The 20,992-nt window shown below is 72.0% G+C and carries 15 protein-coding genes; 1 reads left to right on the top strand and 14 read right to left on the bottom strand.

The features are described 5' to 3' along the window. Position 1: 1 nt before the first annotated feature. The 9 genes from HHX35_RS25590 to HHX35_RS25550 all read right to left on the bottom strand — a co-directional run bounded on the left by HHX35_RS25590 (position 2) and on the right by HHX35_RS25550 (position 13,293). Positions 2–3,259 (bottom strand): nitrate- and nitrite sensing domain-containing protein, encoded by a 3,258-nt coding sequence (locus HHX35_RS25590; RefSeq protein ID WP_182901256.1) that lies wholly within the window; start codon positions 3,257–3,259, stop codon positions 2–4. A 382-nt stretch (positions 3,260–3,641) separates the two neighbouring features. Further along, positions 3,642–4,178, bottom strand: a complete 537-nt coding sequence (locus HHX35_RS25585) for an ATP/GTP-binding protein (RefSeq protein WP_205825892.1) — start codon at positions 4,176–4,178, stop codon at positions 3,642–3,644. A 28-nt stretch (positions 4,179–4,206) separates the two neighbouring features. After that, a complete protein-coding gene (locus HHX35_RS25580; RefSeq protein WP_030510865.1) occupies positions 4,207–4,566 on the bottom strand; it encodes a DUF742 domain-containing protein in 360 nt (119 codons plus the stop codon). Positions 4,567–4,581: 15 nt separating this feature from the next. Next, the gene (locus tag HHX35_RS25575; protein ID WP_182901255.1) at positions 4,582–5,001 is read right to left on the bottom strand and encodes a roadblock/LC7 domain-containing protein; all 420 of its coding nucleotides are present in this window, start codon (positions 4,999–5,001) and stop codon (positions 4,582–4,584) included. Beyond that, positions 4,998–8,300: a nitrate- and nitrite sensing domain-containing protein gene (locus HHX35_RS25570; protein WP_182901254.1), complete on the bottom strand. Its 3,303-nt coding sequence runs from the start codon at positions 8,298–8,300 to the stop codon at positions 4,998–5,000. Before HHX35_RS25570 ends, HHX35_RS25575 begins: the two co-directional genes overlap by 4 nt. A gap of 229 nt (positions 8,301–8,529) precedes the next feature. Continuing rightward, on the bottom strand, positions 8,530–10,866 hold the full coding sequence (locus HHX35_RS25565; RefSeq protein WP_259405376.1) for a [protein-PII] uridylyltransferase: 2,337 nt from the start codon (positions 10,864–10,866) through the stop codon (positions 8,530–8,532). 4 nt (positions 10,867–10,870) lie between these two features. Further along, on the bottom strand, positions 10,871–11,209 hold the full coding sequence (locus HHX35_RS25560) for a P-II family nitrogen regulator (protein ID WP_030510869.1): 339 nt from the start codon (positions 11,207–11,209) through the stop codon (positions 10,871–10,873). Beyond that, on the bottom strand, positions 11,206–12,522 hold the full coding sequence (locus HHX35_RS25555) for an ammonium transporter (protein ID WP_182901253.1): 1,317 nt from the start codon (positions 12,520–12,522) through the stop codon (positions 11,206–11,208). The genes HHX35_RS25560 and HHX35_RS25555 overlap by 4 nt, the downstream gene beginning before the upstream one ends. 351 nt (positions 12,523–12,873) lie before the next feature. Continuing rightward, positions 12,874–13,293 carry a MarR family winged helix-turn-helix transcriptional regulator gene (locus HHX35_RS25550; RefSeq protein ID WP_182901252.1) on the bottom strand — a complete coding sequence of 140 codons (420 nt, stop codon included), beginning with the start codon at positions 13,291–13,293 and terminating at the stop codon, positions 12,874–12,876. 96 nt (positions 13,294–13,389) lie between these two features. Between HHX35_RS25550 and HHX35_RS25545 the strand changes: the two genes are divergently transcribed. Beyond that, entirely contained in the window at positions 13,390–14,256 is an 867-nt protein-coding gene (locus HHX35_RS25545; RefSeq protein ID WP_182901251.1) for an SDR family oxidoreductase, read from the top strand. A gap of 118 nt (positions 14,257–14,374) precedes the next feature. Here HHX35_RS25545 and HHX35_RS25540 read toward each other — a convergent pair whose 3' ends face one another. The 5 genes from HHX35_RS25540 to HHX35_RS25520 all read right to left on the bottom strand — a co-directional run bounded on the left by HHX35_RS25540 (position 14,375) and on the right by HHX35_RS25520 (position 20,936). Further along, positions 14,375–15,307 carry an RNA polymerase sigma factor RpoD/SigA gene (locus HHX35_RS25540; protein WP_182901250.1) on the bottom strand — a complete coding sequence of 311 codons (933 nt, stop codon included), beginning with the start codon at positions 15,305–15,307 and terminating at the stop codon, positions 14,375–14,377. A gap of 224 nt (positions 15,308–15,531) precedes the next feature. Beyond that, positions 15,532–16,680 (bottom strand): imidazolonepropionase, encoded by a 1,149-nt coding sequence (gene hutI / locus HHX35_RS25535; RefSeq protein WP_182901249.1) that lies wholly within the window; start codon positions 16,678–16,680, stop codon positions 15,532–15,534. A gap of 53 nt (positions 16,681–16,733) precedes the next feature. Continuing rightward, positions 16,734–18,077 (bottom strand): formimidoylglutamate deiminase, encoded by a 1,344-nt coding sequence (locus HHX35_RS25530; protein ID WP_182901248.1) that lies wholly within the window; start codon positions 18,075–18,077, stop codon positions 16,734–16,736. Positions 18,078–18,150: 73 nt separating this feature from the next. Then, positions 18,151–18,837 (bottom strand): SDR family oxidoreductase, encoded by a 687-nt coding sequence (locus tag HHX35_RS25525; RefSeq protein WP_182901247.1) that lies wholly within the window; start codon positions 18,835–18,837, stop codon positions 18,151–18,153. Between the two features lie 311 nt (positions 18,838–19,148). Continuing rightward, on the bottom strand, positions 19,149–20,936 hold the full coding sequence (locus HHX35_RS25520) for an ABC transporter ATP-binding protein (protein WP_182901246.1): 1,788 nt from the start codon (positions 20,934–20,936) through the stop codon (positions 19,149–19,151). Between the last annotated feature and the right edge of the window lie 56 nt (positions 20,937–20,992).

Below are 20,992 nucleotides of genomic sequence, written 5' to 3'. Positions count from 1 at the left end.
ATCAGTCCTCCTTCTCACTGTCCTGGGCATCGGGCATGCCCAGGGCCGCCGCCCCGGGATATCCCTGGTCCTCCCCGGCCTCCCCGCGAGCGACCGCCCGGCCCTGCCGGACGCCCTGCTGGAAGCTGGAGAGCCTGCTGCGTACCCGCTCGGGCGAGAGCACGGGCGGGGGCGGCGGCGGGGCGGCCGCCGCTGCCGGGGCCGGCTCCGCGGAAGGGGTGGAACCCGTGGCCGAGCCGGGCACCAGGTTGGCCTTGGGCACCCGCTTGGGCAGACCGGACGAGGTGACCCCGCCCAGTGCCGGCTCGCTGGCCGCCTTGGCCGCCTGCCAGCCGACGTCCGCCGGGGACGACCAGGTCTTGGTGTCCGCAGCGGTCTCGCCGTCCGAGTCGCTCTTTTCCGCCGGGATGTCGACCTTCTTGAACCAGTCCGACTCGACCGCGGCGAAGATCGGGAGGAACTCCTCCTCCGACTCCAGCGGCGAGGTCCGCACCACCGGCAGAGGGCCGGTGTTGTCGTCGCCTTCGAAGCCGCCGCGGCCGGTCCGTCCGGGCCAGCCGGCGCCGCCGTCCTGCGGGGTGCCGGGCCAGGAGGCGCCTCCCGGAGGGGGCAGGTGGCCGGGCCAGGGCGTGTCCACGGGGGCCTCGCCGACGTGACCCCGGCTGAAGGGGTTGGTGTCGAAGGGGCTGGAGTCGAACGGTCCCGAGTCGAAGTTCGTCGTCTCGAACGGGTCTCGCTCGGACGACGTCTGCTCGGACGGCGCCTTGTCGAACGGCGTCTTGTCGAAGGCCGCCCGGTCGAACGGTCCGGACTCGAACGGGCTGCGGGCGAACGGGTCGGGCTGCCCGCCCTGACCGAAGCCGCCGGTGTCGAAGGGGTTGCGGGCGAAGGGATCGGACTCGCCCGGCCGCCCCGCACCGCCCGTCTCGAACGGGTTGCGCGCGAACGGGTCGCCTTCGGCGCCGCGGCCCGGCGGCGGCTCGAAGGGGTTGCGGGCGAACGGGTCGGGGTCGAAGCCGACGGTCTCCCGCGGGAAGGACTCGAAGGGCCCGCGCTCGAAGGGGTCGGCGCCGGGAGCGCCGACGCCGGGAGCGTCCGCGCCGAACACCGGAGTGCGCGGCGGGTTCTCGAACGGCGTCGGGCTGGCGAGGGCCGGCGCGTTGCCGAACATGGCGGCGCCGAACTGCGGCCCGGTTCCGACCGCCGGCATCGGGCTGGTCAGCTCGGGCTGCGGCATGCCCGGCACTCCGGGGAACGCCGGGCCGGCGTTGGCCAGCAGCGCCTCGGGCAGCAGCACCATGGCCGTCAGGCCACCGGTGTCCTGCTGGCGCAGCTGCACGCGGATGCCGTGACGCAGCGCCAGGCGGCCGACCACGAACAGGCCCATGCGGCGGGACACCGACACGTCCACGACCGGCGGATTGGCGAGCCGGTAGTTGGTCTGGGCCAGCTCCTCGGGCGTCATGCCGATGCCCTGGTCGCTGACCGAGATGATCAGGCCGCCGCCGTCGATGCGGTTGCTCGACACCGTGACCTTGGTGTCGCGGGGCGAGAAGGAGATGGCGTTCTCCACCAGCTCGGCCACGAGGTGGACGACGTCGTTGACCGACTGGCCGACGACCGACGCCCCACCCTGCACCTGGATGTCGACGCGCTCGTAGTTCTCGACCTCGGACAGCGAGGCGCGTACGACGTCGACGATGGGCACCGGCTGGCCCCAGCGGCGTGCGGGCTCCTGCCCGGCGAGGACCAGGAGGTTCTCACTGTTGCGGCGCATGCGGGTCGCCAGGTGGTCGAGCTTGAACAGGTTCCCGAGCCGCTGCTCGTCCTGCTCGCCCTGCTCCAGCCCGTCGATGAGGGACAGCTGGCGTTCCACCAGCGTCTGCGTGCGCCGAGACAGGTTCACGAACATCGCGTTGACGTTGCTGCGCAGCCGGGCCTCGTCACCCGCCAGCCGGATGGCCTCGCGGTGGACCTCGTCGAAAGCCCGCGCGACTTCGCCGATCTCGTCGCGGCCGACCACCCGCATCGGGGCGATGGGCGGGACCTCGGCGGCGTCGCCGGCCTCCCGCAGCTTCTGGACCGTGTCGGGGAGGCGGCTGCCGGCGATCTCCAGCGCCTCGCTGCGCAGCCGCCGCAGCGGGCGTACGAGCGAGCGGGCGACGCCGGTGGTGACGAGCAGAACCGCGATCAGCAGGAGAGCGACGGCGACGGCCACGATGATGGCCCGCTGCTGCTCGTCGTCCTTGAGCGACTGGCTCCGCGCCACGATGGAGGAGGTCAGCTTGGCCTCGACGGTGCGCATCCGGTTGATGGGCTGCGACATCGCGTCGTACCAGAGGCGGGTGTCGTCGCGTACCGACTGGTCGAAGCCCTTGAGCGGGAAGCCCGCGTTGGCGCGGTCGAGCACCAGCGTGCGGATGAACTCCGCCTGGTCGACCTTGCCGCCGGTCACCGTGTTGTCGTAGTCGGCGCGCTCCTCGGGGGTGGCGCTCTTGCGGAAGGCGCGCAGATCGCTCTCCTCGGCGGACACGGCGCCGAGGAAGTTCTGCAGCTGGACCTGCTCGAAGCGGGTGTTGGGCAGCACCGTGGTCAGCAGGCCGCGCTGCAGGGAGGCGTTCTCCTTCGCGCGGGCGAGCGCGGCCAGCGTGACGGACGAGGCGGCGAGCCGGTCGTCCTGCGTGCTCTTGGCCAGCTCGTCCTGCAGGGCCATCAGAGTCTCGATGACGAGGGTGTACTGGTCGAGCACGGCGCTCGGCTGCAGGTTCCCCTGCATGGCCTGGCTCCGCAGCACCTCCACGCCGTCGAGCTTGCCGAGGACGTGATCGATCTCGTCGGAGGCGCGGCTGCTCACCTTCGTCCTGACCTCGTTCGCCAGGTCCCGGACGGCGGTGGCCGCCTTGTTGGTGAGAAGCGTCTGCGCCTTGACCGCGGCAGTCGCCTTCGCCGGGTGGCCGAGCGTCGCGTTCCAGGCGGCGCGGTCGCGTTCCGACTGCAGCTCGTGGGTGAGGCCCGCGACATTGTCCACGAGCCGCGCCAGGTCGCTGATCTGCTGGTACTCGGACGCCGTGGTGACCGAGGTGACGACCCGCAGGCCGCCCAGCAGCAGCGCCGCCAGGGTCGGGATGAGGATCAGCGCCACAAGCCTGGAGCGCACGCGCCAGTTGCGCAGGAGAAAACGACTTCCCTCGTCGGGCTCCTGCTCAGCCGGAACCCCGGTCCCGGGGCTCTCGTCGGTCCGGGGGTCTTGTGTCCTCACAGGCTTTGCAACCTCTCGCCGTATGTGCGCACAGGGGGAAGTGTCTCAGCACGGGTGTGGCTGGCGTGACGTGCGAGACGTCCTGCAGGCGAGGGTAATTGCAGCACACCGACACCAGGGAGGCCAACCGAACACCCGTGCACAAATAGCCTAGACAGGCATGTAGATGATGTTATTTGGTTAAATATCGGGTCAGCATCAATACCGAATTCTGCCCTGCCGGGTAGCCGCGAGTCCCGGGGATCGGACCCCCGAGGGCAAAGAATGCCACCCCGGCGGCGTGCTCGGGCCGGACGCCGCGAGGGCGGCACCCTCCGGGGTACCGCCCTCGCCGCTCCCGTCCGCGGGGCGCGGCCCATCGGGAACACAGCTTTTTCCAGGTTCAGTATTGTCTGCCGTACGCGGCCCGTACGGTCAGCACGTACTCGACCAGGCTGATGAGCGTGGACTTGACGGCATCCCGCGAGCGCGCGTCCGTACGGACGATCGGGACGTGCGGAGCCAGCGACAGCGCCTCGCGGACCTCCTCCTCCGAGTGGAGGAACTGCCCCTCCCAGCCGTTCATCGCGACCAGGAAGGGAAGCTGGGCCTCCTCGAAGTAGTCGATGGCCGGGAAGCAGTCGGCGAGCCTGCGGCTGTCGACGAGCACGACCGCGCCGATGGCGCCGCGGACGAGGTCGTCCCACATGAACCAGAAGCGGTGCTGACCCGGCGTGCCGAACAGGTAGAGGATGAGGTCCTGGTCGAGCGAGAGCCGGCCGAAGTCCATGGCGACCGTCGTGGTCGTCTTGTTCGGCGTGAGCCCCAGGTCGTCGATGCCCGCGCTGGCGTCGGTCATCACGGCCTCGGTCGTCAGCGGCAGGATCTCGGAGACGGCACCGACGAAGGTCGTCTTCCCGACGCCGAACCCACCCGCCACGACGATCTTCGTCGAGGTAAGACCACGGCTAGAGCCTGCGTAGTCCACTGAGCACCCTTTCGAGCAGGTTGAGGTCTGGCTGTCCCTGGTTCAGCTGCGGCATGTGCAGGCGCACCAGACCCTCGTCGGCCATGTCGGCGATGAGCACACGGGCCACGCCTAGCGGGACCCGAAGCAGTGCCGAGATCTCCGCGACCGATCGTACGGAACGACATAGCATCATGATCGATTCCTGCTCTGGACTGAGCAGGGAATAGTCATTGCTCTTCAAGGTCACCGATGATACGAGGGTTTCCATCGCCATGTGGTAACGCGGCTCGGATCGGCCACCGGTGACGGCGTACGGACGGAACAGAGGCTCGTCCTCTGTCCCGTCACGATCACGCACGGCCCTCTCCTCTGGTCATCGCCGCGACGTCTGCAGCTCGGCGCGCAGCGCCGGGGTGAGCACCTGGCCTGCCCGCTCGACGAGCAGGGTCATCTGGTAGGCCACCAGGCCCATGTCGCAGTCCGGTGCGGCGAGTACGGCCAGGCAGGAGCCGTCGCTGATCGCCATCACGAGCAGCAGTCCCCGCTGCATCTCGACGACGGTCTGCGACACCGCGCCCCCCTCGAACACCCGTGCGGCGCCGAGGGTGAGGCTGAGCAGGCCGGCGGCGACCGCCGCGAGCTGGTCGGCGCGGTCAGGCGGAAACCCGTCCGATTGGGCCAGCCGCAGGCCGTCCGACGACACCACCACCGCGTGCGCCACGCCAGGCGTGCTGCCGACGAACTCGGTGATCAGCCAGTCGAACCTGCGTGCTTCCACGCTCAGCTCAGTCACGAGCCCTCCTCCTCTTTACCCGACCCTTCGGCGAGACCTCCGGACGTCTGGGCCCGGCCTCGCCTTACACCCTGCTGGAAGCTGGACAGGCGGTTGCGCACCGCCTCGGCCGAGACCGGGGGGCGCGGGGCGGCGGCTGGGGGGCCGTCCGCGCCCACCGAGCCGGGCACCAGGTTGGCCTTCGGCGTGCGCTTCGGCAAGCCCGCCGCGGTCACGCCGCCCAGCAGGGGGTCCCGGGCGCTCGCCGCGGCCTGGAAGCCGCTGTCGGCCCGAGACCGCCATCCGCCGGGGTCTCCGCCCTGCGCCTGCGGGGCGGAGACGGGCCCGGAGGCGGTGGCGGAGCGGGGCACCCTCGCGATCTCCCCGGTGCTCTCTCCGGGCTCCTCTCCGGCCTTTCCCCCGTCCGCCTCCGCGCCGGTCCGCGCCGCGGGCGCGGCCTGCGGGCCGGTGTCAGAGGGACGCCGGAACCACGCCGACTCGACCGAGGCGAAGATCGGGAGAAACTCCTCGCCCTGCTCCAGCGGCGACTCCTCCACCGACGGCAGCGGCCCGGTCGACGACCCCGGCTCCCCGGCCGCGGCGCCGGGGAAGGCGGCCGGCCCGGTGCTGGACGGAGACGGCGAGAACGCCGTCGGTCCAGTGGCGGACGGGGAGAACGCGGTCGGTCCGGTGTCCGACGGCGAGAAGGCCGTCGGCCCGGTGCTGGACGGAGACGGTGAGAAGGCCGTCGGCCCGGTGCTCGACGGGGAACTCGGCTGAGGGAACGCCGTCGGTCCTGTGCTCGACGGCGAGAAGGCCGTGGGTCCGGTGGACCCGCCCCGCTGCGGGAGTGCCGTCGGCCCGGTGGGCAGCGACGGCCACGAGTGCTCCGAGCGGTCCTCGCCGCTCCCGCTCGCGGCTCCGCTCTGTGATCCCCCCTGTGATCCCCTCTGTGATCCCCTCTGCGGCAACGCCGAGGGCCCGGCGGGCGCCGGTGGCCACGACGACTCGGACTGCTCGCCGAACGCCGGGCGGCGGGGGTCGCCGTCCGGCGCCCTCCCGGGCAGGCCCGGAACCGAATGGGACCCCGAGTGCTCGGTGAACGCGCTTTCCCCGTACGGGTTCTCCGCGGGCGCGGGCGGCGCGTCCGCCGTCGGCGCGCCGAACGCGGAGAACCCGCCCGCGCCGTTGCCGCCGGCACCGATTCCGCTGAACCCGTTCCCGCCGGGACCGTTCCCGCCGGGACCGTGTCCGCCGGTCGCCGGGGGCCTGCGGGACCCGACGCCGCCCGCCGCATCGTTGCCGGGGCTCCAGGGTTCGAACGAACCGCCTCCCGGCGCGGGAGCGAGCGGGTCCGGCTCGGCGAACGCCTGCCGGGCCGGCAGTCCGGCCGCCGTCTGCCCGGCCGGGACGGAGGGACGCGGCATCACGGGCTGGTCGGCGTTGGAGATGAGCTGCGCGGGGAACAGGACCATCGCGATGACGCCCGCGCCGTCACCCCGGCGCAGCTGCACCCGGATGCCGTGACGCAACGCGAGGCGGCCGACCACGAACAGGCCCATCCGGCGGGACACCGAGACGTCGATCGTGGGCGGCTCGGCCAGACGACGGTTGATCTCCGCGAGCTCCTCCGGCGACATGCCGATACCCGCGTCGGTGACGCCGAGCATCACCGCGCCGCCCTCGACGGGGCTGCTGGAGACGACGACCTTGGTGTTGCGCGGCGAGAAGGCGATGGCGTTCTCGACCAGCTCCGCCAGCAGGTGGACGACGTCGTTCGCGGCGTGCCCCGCGATCGCGATCGTACGGGGAATCCGGACGACGACCCGCTCGTAGTCCTCGACCTCCGACAGCGAGGCGCGGACCACGTCGACCAGCCGGGCGGGCTGGCTCCGCTTGCGCGGCGGCTCGTGACCGGCGAGGACCAGGAGGTTCTCACTGTTGCGGCGCATGCGGGTGGCCAGGTGGTCCAGCTTGAACAGGTCGGCCAGACGCCGGCCGTCCTCCTCGCCCCGCTCCAGGCCGTCGATCAGCGAGATCTGCCGCTCCACCAGTGTCTGCGTACGGCGGGAAAGGTTCACGAACATCGAGTTGACGTTGGCGCGCAGGCGGGACTCCTCCGCGGCCAGGCGCACGGCCTGCGTGTGGACCTCGTCGAAGGCCTGCGCCACCTCGCCGATCTCGTCGCTGCTGTCGACCGCGATCGGCTGCACGTGGGACTCGCGCTCGGGGTCCTCGGACTCGCGCATCTGACGGACGATCTCCGGCAGCCTCCGCCCGGCGATGTCGAGCGCCTCCGCCCGCAGGCGGCGCAGCGGCCGGACCATCGACCGCGCGATGAGCACGGTCGTGGCGAGCACGAGCACGAGGAGTGCGAGGATCAGGCCGCCGGCGATGAGGGCGTTGCGCTGCTCGGCCGACTGCAGGTCGCGGGCGCGGCTTTGCACCAGCCCCGACACGCGGCCCTCGACGGCCGCCATCTGCTCGATCGCCTTCGTGCTGTCCTGGAACCACTGCTGGGTCGTCCTGTCCCTGCCCCGGTAGCGGCTGAGGGACTGGTTCTGCAGGCCGAGCGTGAGCGCCCACGACTTGGTCAGCTCGCTGTTGACCACGTCCTTGTCGCCGAAGAGGGTGACCAGGCGGCTCGCCTCGGTCGCCGGGGCCTCGGTGTAGAACGTCGCCAGGTAGCTCTGCTGGCGCGACTGGGAGGCCAGGAAGTCCTGCAGCTCGAACGTGGTGAAGGTCTGGTTGCGCTCCAGCAGCTCACGGGTGAGGGTGGCCCGCTGCAGGGCCGCCTCCTCCTTGGCGTGGGCGAGAGCGCTGAGGGCGCGGAGGTTGCCCACGATCGCGGCGTTGTCGTCGTTGTTGCCCAGTTCGTCGTGCAGGCGCAGGATGTTGGCGATCACGGCGCTGTAGTCCTCCGGCGCGCCGTTCTCGCGGATGCCCGCGAGGCTCGAGATGCGGCTCGTGAGCTGCTGTGCCTGCTCCACCGCACGCGTGCCGTAGTCCGCGTTGATGTTCCTGAGGTCGGCCTTCACCTGCTGGATCAGCGGGTCGACCGCCGCGCGCTGCTGGGCACGGGTGACCTCGGTCTCCCCGTCGATGTCGAACTTGCGCTTGCTGTTGCCACCCCAGACGAACAGGTCGCGTTCGAGAGCCAGTTGCTCGGCCAGGTCCCGCAGGTGCACCGAGTATTCCGCCGACGACCTGGTCCGCTGGTAGGCGGTCAGGCTGTCGATCGAACCCACGACACGGACGCCGGCGAGGAGCACGGCCACGATCGTCGGGGCGACGATCAGCGCGGTCAGGCGTGTGGGCACTCGCCAGTTGCGCGGCGAGAGACGACTCCGCCGCCTGCGGTTATCGGTATTCGACTGCTCCATGCTCACCGGCCCCGCCATCGTTCGGCCTGCCTTCACGCGTCTGGACAGCATGAAGTGACACAGCTGTATAAGCGGGGACAATTCGACCACAAGGTCACGACGGCGAGCGGCCCTACCCCTGCCGCAGCACCCCAATTGTTACCAAGAGGTGAGGATCGTTACCCCCTCATCTGAGGGCCGCGAGCACGTGTTCTCGCACTTGGATGCGCTGCTGCTCATCGAGGAGGGGACGGCCTGTGCGATCCGCCACATAGAAGACATCCACCGCTTCTGCGCCCAGAGTCTCCACACGCGCGGCGCGTACGTCAAGACCGCACTCGCCGAACGCGCGGCCGATCCGCCACAGCAGGCCGGGTCTGTCGTGCGCCCGCACCTCCACCACGCTCGCGGTGAGGGACGCGTCGTCCACCAGGGTGACCCGGGGCGGCGCGACCGGCACCCGGGACGGGCGCATCGACCTCGCCCGCCGGGCCAGGCGCTGCTCGATGTCGAGCCGTCCGGCCAGGACGAGGCGCAGGTCGGCCTCCAGCGTCGCGGGGTCGGGCGGCGTGCCGTACTCGGGGACGACGACGAACTCGATGACCGCCGTCGACCCGGCGGACGCGGCGGAGGCGGAGCGGACCGCCATGCGGTGCGCCGCGAGCACCCCGGCCGCCCGCCACAGCAGACCCGGCCGGTCGGGCGCGACCACGGTGACCGCGCTTCCGTTCACGCGCACCGCGCCGCCGCCGTGCCGGGCGAGCGCCGCCTGCTCGGGGGAAAGGGCGGGCGCGGGCGCCGGCGGCGTGCCGGACAGCACCGACCGCACCCTCCGGACCAGGTCGGAGACCAGGGACGCCTTCCAGGAGTTCCACGCGGCCGGGCCGGTGGCGTTGCCGTCGGCCACCGCCAGCGCGGACAGCAGTTCGAGCACCTCCCTGGACCCGACGGCCTCCGCGACCCTGGAGATGGTGACCGGGTCGTCCAGGTCCCGCCGGGTGGCGGTCTCCGGCAGCAGCAGATGATGCCGCACCACGGTCGCGAGGATCTCCACGTCGGCCGGGGGGAGGCCCATCCGGGTGCCGATGTCCCTGGCGACGATCTCGCCCGTGGTGGAGTGGTCGCCCGGCCAGCCCTTGCCGACGTCGTGCAGGAGCGCCGAGATCAGCAGCAGGTCGGGGCGGGACACCTCCCGGGTGAAGGCCGCGGCCCCGGCCGCGGTCTCGATGAGGTGCCGGTCGACCGTGTAGCGGTGGACGGGGTTGCGCTGGGGGCGGTGCCGTACGCGCTCCCAGTCGGGGATGAGCTTCACGAGCACGCCGGCCTGGTCGAGCTCCTCCCAGACCGGTACGGCCGCGCGCCCCGCGCCGAGCAGCGCGACCAGCGCGCCGCGTGCCTCCGGGGGCCACGGCACGGGCAGCGGCGGCGACTGGGCGGCGAGCGCGGAGACCGTCGCGGGCGCGAGCGGCAGCCCGGCCTCGGCGGCGGCCGCGGCCGCGCGCAGCACGAGCGTGGGGTCGGTGCGCGGGTTGGCGCCGCGGGCCAGCACGACCTCGCCGCCGTGCTCCACGACACCGTCGGCGAGCGGCCTGCGGCCCCGGGGCGCGGGACCGGTGAGCAGCCGGTCGACCGTCCGCCAGGTGGCGTCGAAGGCGTGGGAGACGGTCCGGCCCGCCTCGGCCAGGCGGCGCATCAGCGCCTCGGCGTCCAGCAGGCCCAGCGTGCCGGCGACCGCGTCCTGCTCCTGGAGCACCAGGCGGTCGGTGCCGCGCGCGGTGACGAGGTGCAGCCCGTGCCTGATGTCCAGCAGCAGTTCGTACGCCTCGCGGACCCGGGGGCCGGGCGCCGAGGCGACCCAGGCGGCGGCCACGGCCTGCATCGCCTGCACGTCGCGCAGGCCGCCCCTGGCGTCCTTGAGGTCGGGTTCGAGCAGGAAGGCCAGCTCGCCGCCGGACTCGGCGCGCTTGTCCGCCGACGCGCGCAGCTCGGCCAGCCTGCGCCGGGAGTCCGCCCGCCACTCGGCGAGCACGGCCTCCCGCACGGCCCTGGTCAGCTCGGGGTCCCCCACCACGTGCCGCGCCTGGATCAGGCCCAGCACGGCCTTGAGGTCCTCCCTGGCGACCTTGACCGCCTCGTCCACCGTGCGGACCGAGTGGTCGAGGCCGATCCCGGAGTCCCAGATGGGGTACCAGATGCGGTCGGCGATCCTCGCCACGTCGTCGCGGCCGTTGTGCAGCAGGACCAGGTCGAGGTCGCTGCCCGGGGCGAGCTCGCCCCGCCCCAGGCTGCCGACCGCGACCAGGGCGACCCCGCTGATCCCGTTGGGGCCGGCCCCGCTTGGGCCGTTCCCGTGGGAGGCGGCGGGGCCGCGCTCGTCGGGGAAGCCGCCCTTCCCTCCCGATCCCCCCTCCCGCGCGTACGGCCGCGTGGCCGCCGTGCGGAACAGATCGGTGAGCCATCTGTCGATGTCCGCGGCCCGGTCCTTGCGGACCGCGGCGAACGAGCGCGCCTCCCCTCTCATCATCCGGTTACAGCGCCTCCGGCCCGCGCTCCCCGGTGCGGACCCGGACGACCGTGTCCACGGGGACCGACCAGACCTTGCCGTCGCCGATCTTGCCGGTCTGGGCCGCCTTGACGATGACGTCGATGACGTCCTCGGCGTCGTCCTCCTCGGCGAGGACCTCGACCCGGACCTTGGGCACCAGGTCGACCTGGTACTCGGCGCCGCGGTAGACCTCGGTGTGGCCGCGCTGCCGGCCGTAGCCGCTGGCCTCCGAGACCGTCATGCCCTTGATGCCGAACTGCTCCAGGGCGGCCTTCACGTCGTCCAGTTTGAACGGCTTGATGACTGCGGTGATGAGTTTCATGCGTCGACCTTCTTCGCAGGCGCGGGCACGGGCCCGTTGACGGAGGCCACTCCCGAGGAGTGGACGGTGCCGAGGTCGTACCCGGTCTCGGCGTGGGTGGTGATGTCGATGCCGGTGACCTCCTCCTCCTGGTTGATCCGGAAGCCCATCGTCTTATCGATGATCTTTCCGATGACATACGCCATGATGAAGGAGTAGAGGCCGACCGCGACAGGACCCAGGGCCTGCACGCCGAGCTGGGAGATCGGGCCGCCGTAGAGGAGGCCCTCGTTCTGACCGTCCGCGAAGGGGTAGCGGGCGATGATGCCGAGCGAGACCGCGCCGATCGCGCCGCCGACCAGGTGCACGCCGACCACGTCGAGCGAGTCGTCGAAGCCGAGGCGGTACTTCAGGCCCACCGCGTACGCGCAGACGGCGCCGGCGATGAGACCGAGCACGATCGCCGCCCACGGGTCGACGAAACCACAGGCGGGGGTGATGGCGACGAGGCCGGCGACCGCGCCGGAGGCGACGCCGAGGGTGGTGGAGTGGCCGTCGCGCAGCTTCTCCACGAGGATCCAGGCGCCGGCGGCGGCCGCCGTGGCGACCTGGGTGTTCATGAACGCGAGACCGGCGGTGCCGTCGACGGCGAGCTCGGAGCCCGCGTTGAAGCCGAACCAGCCGAACCACAGCAGGCCGACGCCGAGCAGCACCAGGGTCAGGTTGTGCGGCCGCATCGGGTCCTTGCGCCACCCGGTCCGCTTGCCGAGCACCAGCGCGAGCGCGAGGCCGGCGGCGCCCGCGTTCACGTGGACGACGGTGCCTCCGGCGAAGTCCTCGATGCCCAGGCCGGCCAGCCAGCCGCCGCCCCAGACCCAGTGGGCCACGGGGAAGTAGACGAGCGTCGCCCAGGCGAGGCCGAAGACGACCCACGCGCCGAACTTCGCCCGGTCGGCGATCGCGCCGCTGATGAGGGCCACGGTGATGATGGCGAAGGTGAGCTGGAAGGCCGAGAACACCAGGCTCGGCATACCGGTTCCGTCGTCCTTGGTGGCCGTGTCGATGAGACTCTGCAGACCCAGGGCGTCCCCGCCGCCGATGAGCTTGTTGACGACGTTGTCCCCGTCGCCGAAGGCGTCGAAGGCCAGCGAGTGGCCGTACAGGACCCAGGCGATGGTGACGGTGATGATGCTGACGAACGACATCATCATCATGTTCAGGACGCTCTTCGCCCTGGTCATGCCCCCGTAGAAGAACGCGAGCCCGGGCGTCATCAGCAGCACCAGAGCGGTGGCTGTGATCATCCAGGCGGTGGTGCCGGTATCGATCTTCACCGACGCGGCCCTCCTTACAATTTGGCGTGTGGCCGGTTATCACTCCCGCAGTGACTTCCTCCCGGGCGACCTTGGCCGGCTGGCGCACTGACGTTGGCGACAGCGTGTTCTTCCGCCGTTTCAGCCCACGACCCTGCGTGTTTCACATGTGTGAAACTCGCCACCACCGTGTTTCGGGCCGGTTTCGGACGTGCTGAGAACGACAAAACGCGCACCCGGAAGGGGTGCGCGTCGTCGGCCCTCCACTCGGGCCGATGCGACCGGCCGCGAAGCGGCCGAGGGCTGCGTTCTATTCGTACGCGCCACCACCGGCCCTGACCGGACTGCCGTTCTCCACTCCGAACGCCCTGGTCACAGCAGATCTCTGGCCGAATCGTAGACCTTTGCCAGCGCGATCATCAGATGGCGGCGCTCGGTCTCGGTGAGACCAGCGGTGATCTTCTCTTCCAGGCTGCGGCGCTCGGCCTCGACCGGTCCCCGAAGCGCTCGGCCCGTGTCGGTCAGCCAGAGCCTCACGAGCCTGCTGTCGCGTTCGTCGCGGCGGCGGACGAGCAGGCCGGCGGCGCTCATCCGGGTGGCCATCTTGACGACGGTAGGCGTGGTGACGTGCAACGCGGCCGCGATCTCACCGGGTGTGCCGCCGTCGCGCTCCCACAAGGCCGCCAGCAGGTGATCCTGCCCCTGATGCAGGCCATGGCGGCGCATGGCCGTCTCGGCCAGCGCACGCAGCGCCTTCGTCGTTTTGCTGTGCAGGTCGAGGAACTCGGCCACCGCCACCTCCGGGCGACAGATCGATTGACGGCTAATTATTTACCGGCTAGCGTTCCCCTGTGTGTTTTCGCTAGACGGCAAACGATTAGGAGTGTCATGTTACTGGTGACCGGAGCCACCGGCAGAATCGGCCGTGAGCTGGTCCGCGGGCTCGACGCGAGGAACGCGGAGTTTCGCATCCTCGTCCGCGACCCCGCCCGCGCGGCCGGCCTGCCCGCAAGCGCCGAGCGCGTGCTCGGCGACCTGGACGAGCCCTCGACGCTGGCCCCCGCCTTCGACGGCGTCGACCGGCTCTTCCTGCTCACCCCGGGCATCGGCGTGGACCAGGCCGCGAACGCCGTCACCGCCGCACGCGTCGCCGGAGTGCGCCACATCGTGCTGTTGTCGTCCATCTGGGTCTTCGGAGATCCGGTGCCCGCCATGGGCCGCTGGCACCACGAACGCGAGCGACTTCTGCGGGCGTCCGGCATACCGGCCACGATCCTGCGTCCTGGCGGTTTCATGACCAATGTCCTGGAATGGGTGCCGTCCATCAGGGAGGAGGGGTACGTCCTCGACGCGATCGGGCCGGGCCGGTCCGCCCCGATCGATCCGGCCGACATAGCAGCCGTCGCCACCCTCGTGCTGACCGAGAACGGCCATGAAGGCCAGACCTACACCCTTACCGGTGACGAGACACTCACCATCGCCGAGCAGGTCCAGATCATCGCCGCCACCATCGGCCGCCACATAGAGGTCCGCGCGGCCGCCACCCCTGAGGAGATCGTCCGGTCCCGCTACCCCAACGGCGCGCCGAAGCCCCTCGCCGACGCGATCCTCGAAGCCGCGGCGCTCATGCGCGCGGACACGACCGGGGTCTGCACCGACACCGTGCGACACCTGCTCGGCCGCCGCCCCCGCACCTTCTCCGACTGGTGCGCCCGGAACGCGCACGCGCTGCGGCTCGACGGCGAACCCGAGTAGAGGCAGCCGGCCGGCAGACGGGGACGCCCCCTCTCTGCGTGACCGCGTGACGACCTGGAACCCCCACGGACGACCGCGGACACCGGCCTTCGTCAGTCGGCCGAGCGCAGGCCGCCGGTTACGCGGCGCTGGCCATCTTGCGCAGCCGCACCAGCGCGTCGCGCTCGATGCGCCGGGCGCGGTCGCGGCCGATGCCGTAGCGCTCCCCCACCTCGGTGAGGGTGTGCTCGCGGCCGTCCACCAGGCCGTACCGCCAGCGCAGCATGTCGCGCATCTGGCCCTCCAGGCCGGTCAGCCACTGCTCCAGGCGCTCCTTCTCCAGCGTGTCCATGGCCTGCTGCTCGGGGTCCGCCCAGGTCTCGTCGGCGATCATGTCGCCGAGCTCGGTCTCGTCCTCGTCACCCACGCCGAGCTGGAGGGAGACCGGGTCGGAGGCCCAGCGCCGCAGCTCCTGCACCCGCTCGATCGGCAGGTCGAGCACCTCGGCGAGGTCGGCGTCGGTCGGCTCGGCGTCGAACTCCGCCAGCATGTCCCTGCGCACCCGCATGAGCCGCGTCATCTGCTCGCCCGCGTGGGTGGGCAGCCGCACAGGCCGCGCCTGCTCGTGGATCGAGCGGCCCACCGACTGCCGGATCCACCAGGTGGCGTAGGTCGAGAACTTGTACCCCCGGCGGTAGTCGAACTTCTCCACGGCGCGGACCAGCCCGAGGTTGCCCTCCTGCACCAGGTCGATCAGCGGCATCCCCCGTCCGGAGTACTTCCTCGCGACCGCGACCACGAGCCGCAGGTTGGCCTGGATGAACTCGTCCTTCGCCCGCCGCCCCGAGACCGCGATGCGCTCCAGCTCCTCGTCGGTCGCGTCCGCGATCTTCGGCTCACGCCGTCCGCTGTCGAGCAACTGCTCGGCGAACAACCCCGCCTCGATGCGCTTGGCCAGCTCGACCTCCTGCTCCGCGGTCAGCAGCGGGACACGGCCGATTTCGGCCAGATAAGTCCCCAGCAGATCCCGGTCAGAGACGTGCTGTTCCTGCGTCCGATTCCCCGTCGCCATCCGATGGCACCTCGTTCCGCCGCCGCGATATGCAATATGTGAGCCGGTGAGCCGGACGTGTCCGCCCCGCTCGGCACGGCCCCCGGCTTCCTGCTCCTGACCCGGACAACGGCCGGTCCATGGCAAAGATTCCCCAAACGGATACGACCGGGGAATGGTTTCTTTCTCCTCCCCAAGGAGGATGCGAGGCCGGGAAAAAAGGCGATTACCCAGGTTGCGAGGGCCTAAACGAGGCGGCGCCCCATCCGCCACACCTGCGCCACCAGCGGCACTCCCGGCCGGTACGCGAGGTGGACGTACGACGGCGCCTCCAGGATGACGAGGTCCGCGCGGGAGCCGATGGACAGGGTGCCGACGTCGGTGCGCCGCAGCGCCCGCGCGCCGCCGCGGGTGGCCGCCCGCACGGCCTCCAGCGGCGTCATGCCCATCTCGCGCACGGCCAGGGCGACGCAGAACGGCATCGAGGTGGTGAACGAGGAGCCCGGGTTGCAGTCGGTCGCCAGGGCCACCGTGACGCCCGCGTCGAGCAGCCGCCGCGCGTCCGGGTAGGGCGACCTGGTGGAGAACTCGGCGCCCGGCAGCAGGGTGGCGACCACCCCGCCGGTGGCGAGCGCGTCCACGTCGGCATCGGTGAGATGGGTGCAGTGGTCGGCCGAGGCCGCCCCCATCTCGCAGGCCAGCCGCACGCCCGGCCCCGGTCCGAGCTGGTTGGCGTGGACCCTGAGCTGCAGCCCGGACTTGCGGCCCGCCGCGAGCACCTCCCTGCTGTGCTCCTCGCCGAACGCGCCGCGCTCGCAGAACACGTCCACCCACTTGGCGTACGGCGCGCACGCCTCCAGCATCGGACCGGTCACGAGCCGGACGTAGTCGTCGGCGGTCGTCTCCGGCGGGACGACGTGCGCCCCGAGGAACGTGGTCTCCTCGGTGAACTGGCAGGCGATCTCCAGGCTGCGGCGCTCGTCCTCCACGGTGAGGCCGTAGCCGCTTTTGATCTCGAACGTCGTCGTGCCCTGCATGGTCATCTCCGAGACCAGCAGCGCGGTGGTGGACACCAGTTCGGGGATGGTGGCGCGGCGGGTGGCGGCGACGGTCGAGCGGATGCCGCCCGCGGTGTAGGGCCGTCCGGCCATCCGCGCGGCGAACTCCTCGGTGCGGTCGCCGGCGAACACCAGGTGCGCGTGGCTGTCCACGAATCCCGGGATGACGGCGCGCCCCTCCACGTCGACCCGCTCGTCGGCGGGCGGGGCGTCGGCGGAACGGCCGATCCACCGGACCACGCCGTTCTCCGCGACCAGCGCGGCGTCCTCGATCTCCTCTCGCCCGGGGTCTGCCGTGTACAGCAACCCGATCCCCGTGAAAACGACTGATGTCATGCCGCTCGGCCCCACGTCTCCTGATCCTCGCCACCCCGCGAACGGCGCAAACCTCACCGGTGCAGCGGGGCGAGCGCGTCGCGCAGCAACGCGCCGATGTCGCCGAGCACGTGCCGCCCGTCCTCCACGATGCGCCGCCCGCCGGCGACGACCGTGTGCACGTCGGCGGTGGTGGCGGCGAACACCACGGACTCCACCGCCGACGCCTTGGTCGCGCCGGCCGTACGGACCGAGTCGAGCCGGACGGAGACGAGGTCGGCCCAGGCCCCCGCCACCAGGCACCCGGCGTCGGGGAAGCCCAGCGACGCCTGCCCGGCGGCGGTCGCGGCGTGCAGGAGCTGCGCGGCGGGCCAGTGCCCGCGCTCGCCCGTGACCAGCCGCTCGTCCAGCTCCACCGCCCTGGCCTCCTCGAACAGGTCGATGACCGCCTGGCTGTCGGTGCCGAGCGTGACGGGCGAGCCGGCCTCCAGAAGCCTGCGGGCGGGGCCGACGCCGTCGGCGAGGTCGCGTTCGGTGGTGGGACACATGCACACGTGGGTGGTGGAGCCGCCGAGCAGCGCCACGTCCACGTCGGACAGGTGGGTGGCGTGGACCGCGGTCGAGCGCGGCCCCAGCGCGCCGTGGTCGTGCAGCACCTGGACGGGCGTCGCCGAGTAGACCTCGACGCACGCCTCGTTCTCGGCCTGCTGCTCCGACACGTGCGCGTGCAGCGGCCCGGTGTGCCGGTGGGCGAAGTCGACGACGACGTGCATCTGCTCGGGGGGCACCGCGCGCACGGAGTGGATGGCCGCGCCGATCTCCACGTCCTCCTCGCCCTCGTGCGCCCGGGCGAGATCGTCGGCCCTGGCCGCCCAGCGCTCGGCGTCCCCGTCGCCGAAACGCAGCTGGGTGCCGGTGAGTGCGTCGCCGATGCCGCCGGTCAGATAGCAGGTGTCGAGCAGGGTGATGCGCAGCCCGGCCCTCCTGGCCGCCTCGACCAGCGCGTGGCCCATCGCGTTCGGGTCCGCGTACGGCCTGCCCCCGGGCCCGTGGTGCAGGTAGTGGAACTCGGCCACGGTGGTGATCCCGGCGAGCGCCATCTCGGCGTACGTCGCGGTGGCCAGGGCGAGGTAGCGGTCCGGGTCGAGCGCCTCGGCGACCGCGTACATCCGCTCGCGCCAGGTCCAGAAGCTGCCGCGGCCGGTCTGGGTGTGGCCGCGCAGGGCGCGGTGGAAGGCGTGCGAATGACAGTTGGCCAGGCCGGGCAGGGTGAGCCCGGCCAGCCGTACGGCTCCCGGGGGAGGCGCCGCCTCGGGCCTGATCTCCACGATGCGGCGGCCCTCGACGCCGACGACGACGCTCTCGACGACCTCGCCGGGCGGCAGCCACGCCATCTCGCACCAGTAAGTCACGTGCACCGGTCCTCCAGATGGGCGGCGTGGCGGTATTGCCACTGTAATGAACGTCCGTCCCCCGCGCCTCGTGCGGCCGTCAGCGGGTCGGTCCCCCAGCCGGCCGTACGGTGATCTCGGTGACGTGGGCGTCGGGCGTGGCCGTCAGCGCGGCCAGCACGGCCCGCGCCACCGATTCCGGCTCCAGGTATCTTCCCGGCTCGTACGGCCCTCCCTCCTGGGCGCGGATGCCTCTTTGCATATCCGTGCCCACCCGCCCGGGGAAGATCGCGGTGACCCGGACGCCGTTGGCGTGCTCCTCCTCGCGCAGCGCGTCGCCGAACGCGCGCAGGGCGAACTTGCTCGCGGCGTAGGCGCCCCAGTTGGCGTTGGCCCGCTGCCCGGATCCCGAGTTGATCAGCACGACGTGCCCGCGGGCCGCCCGCAGCGCGGGCAGCAGCAGCCGGGTCAGCTCTGCGACCGCGATGACGTTGACCTCCATCAGCCGCCGCCACTCGTCGGCCGGGGTGCCGGCCAGGGGCCCCACACTGGCGACGCCCGCGCTGTGGACCAGCAGGTCGAGCCGGTCGATCCCCTCCACATCCGCGGGGGTGAGCTCGGTGAGCTCCACCGCCCAGGGGCGGGCCGCCGGCAGTTCCGCGCACAGCGCGTCGAGCGCCGTGCCGTCCCGCCCGCCCAGGAAGAGATCGCAGGTGGGGGCGAGGGCACGGGCGATCGCCGCCCCCACACCCCTCGAGGCGCCGGTGATCAGAGCCGTGGGTCGCATGGACCTCACCTTAGAACGCCGCGCGGATCTTGCGCGCATCTCACCGCCGCGGGCGCAGTGTCCCAGACCTGCGCCTGCCGGGCGAACCGTGAGAGGTGAGCGGCGGGGCACCCGGCCGAACCGGCCGGGCGCCCCGCCTCCGACCCGGGTCGCCGGACGCGCCCGCACGCGCGATGGCACCGGCAACCGGGCGGTGGTGAAGGAGAGGTTACGCACCTGCGACGTTCCCGGTTCCCGGTCGAAAGAAGCTGTGGCCCGGTGTAAGGGCTGCTCACGGCTTCGCCATCGGCGTGTGCGGAGATGACCGCCGGTCAGGACGAGACGAGGAACTGCGTGGCGGCGAGCTCGCGGTAGAGCGCGTCGGCGGCGACCAGCTCGTCGTGGGTGCCCCAGGCCCGCACGCGACCGGCCTCCATGACCACGATCCGGTCGGCTCCGGTCACGGTGGACAGGCGGTGGGCGATCACCAGGACCGTCGTCTCGCGCGCCACCTCCGCCACGACCTCCCGCAGCCGCATCTCGTTGACCGCGTCGAGCTGGGATGTCGCCTCGTCGAGCAGCAGCAGCCTGGGCCTGCGCAGCAACGCCCTGGCGATGGCGACCCGCTGCCGCTCGCCGCCCGACAGCAGGATGCCACGATGACCGACCGGCGTCTCCAGTCCCTCGGGCAGCCGCTCGACCAGGTCGTCCAGGCGCGTACGGGCGAGGGCGCGGGCGACCTCCTCGTCGGTCGCACCGGGCGCGCCGAAGACGAGGTTCTCCCGGAACGTCCCCGCGAGCACGGGGGCGTCCTGCTCGACGTACCCGAGCATGGCCCGCAGCTCGCCGAGCGGCCAGTCGCGGATGTCGCGCCCGCCGATCGTGATCGCCCCCTCCTGCGGCTCGTAGAACCGCTCGATGAGGCCGAACACCGTCGACTTGCCCGCGCCCGAGGGGCCGACGAGCGCGGTCATGCCGCCGGCCGGCACCTCGAACGTCACGTCGTGGTGGACCACGGGCCGGTCCTCGCCATAGCGGAAGACGACCCCGGAGAAGGTCACCCCGACAGGCTCGCCGCCGGCCCGCGCCACGGGTGCGGCGGCGGGCTCGGTGGGCAGCGTGGCGATCTCCTGGATGCGGGTCACCGCGGCCAGGCCGTTCTGGATCTGGGTGAGGCTCTGGATGATCTGGCCGATCGGGGAGACCAGGTAGAACAGGTACAGCAGGAAGGCGATCAGGGTGGAGATCTCCATCTCCCCCGACGCGACCCGCGCGCCGCCCACCCCCAGCACCGCGAGGAACGCGAGCTGGACCGACATCCAGGCGCCGATGCCGGCCAGCGAGGTCCACGCGGCGGCGGTCACGCCGCGGTCGCGCGCCTCGACGGCCGCCGCGCCCACCACCGCGGTCTCCCGCGCCTCCGCGCCGCTGGCCTTGACCGTACGGAACGCCTGGAGGGCGCGGTCGAGCCCCGAGCTCATCTCGCCGAGCGCCACCTGCGCCTGGAGCGAGGCCCGCCGGATGCGCGGCGCGATGGCCGCGCCCATGACGGCGACCAGGCCGACGACGGCGAGCGTGACCCCGAGCAGCAGGCCGTCCATGATCGCCATCATCACAGCGGCGCCGAGGAACATGAAGACCGCCCCGACCAGGGACGCGAGCGCGTCCGTGCACACGGCCCGCAGCAGGGTGGTGTCGGAGCTGACCCGCGACAGCAGATCGCCGGGCTTGAGCCGGTCCACGTCGGAGACCGTGAGCCGCAGGATGCGGTCCACCAGGCCCCGTCGCGAGTCGAGCACGATCGTCTCGCCCATCCGCTCCAGCAGGAACCGCCCGGCCGCCGAGATCAGCGCGCCGACCAGAACCGCGGCCGACAGCCCGAGCACCGGGCCCGCCAGCGCGCCGCCCGCGCCGAACGCGTCGATCACCCGCTTGGCCATGACCGGCATGGCGAGCCCGGCGAGGCTGCCGACGAGGCTGAGCAGGCCGCCCAGCAGGAGCACCCGCCGGTGGGGGCGCACCTGGTCGAGCAGCAGCCGCCAGGAGGCGCGCTCCCCCAGGGACGCCTTCGGCCGTGGCGCGGGCCGACCACCGTCAGGGCCGTCGCCCTCCATCCCCATGGAGCCCCCTTCGCGCGAACCCGGCGTGCGATCTTCCGGAGACCCTAGTTCACCGG

It is taken from the genome of Microbispora sp. H10830 (genome assembly GCF_014161375.1).
In the GTDB taxonomy this organism is placed as follows: Bacteria; Actinomycetota; Actinomycetes; order Streptosporangiales; family Streptosporangiaceae; genus Microbispora; species Microbispora catharanthi.
The sequence above is the reverse complement of the archived record's forward strand: the minus strand, read 5'-3'. Positions and strand labels throughout refer to the sequence as shown.

Bases quoted from the DNA above. Each gene is read 5' to 3' on its own strand.
- HHX35_RS25565 (WP_259405376.1), bottom strand. From the start codon at position 10,866: ATGATGAGAGGGGAGGCGCGCTCGTTCGCCGCGGTCCGCAAGGACCGG.
- HHX35_RS25560 (WP_030510869.1), bottom strand. From the start codon at position 11,209: ATGAAACTCATCACCGCAGTCATCAAGCCGTTCAAACTGGACGACGTG.
- HHX35_RS25545 (WP_182901251.1), top strand. From the start codon at position 13,390: ATGTTACTGGTGACCGGAGCCACCGGCAGAATCGGCCGTGAGCTGGTC.
- HHX35_RS25540 (WP_182901250.1), bottom strand. From the start codon at position 15,307: ATGGCGACGGGGAATCGGACGCAGGAACAGCACGTCTCTGACCGGGAT.
- hutI (WP_182901249.1), bottom strand. From the start codon at position 16,680: ATGACATCAGTCGTTTTCACGGGGATCGGGTTGCTGTACACGGCAGAC.
- HHX35_RS25525 (WP_182901247.1), bottom strand. From the start codon at position 18,837: ATGCGACCCACGGCTCTGATCACCGGCGCCTCGAGGGGTGTGGGGGCG.
- HHX35_RS25520 (WP_182901246.1), bottom strand. From the start codon at position 20,936: ATGGGGATGGAGGGCGACGGCCCTGACGGTGGTCGGCCCGCGCCACGG.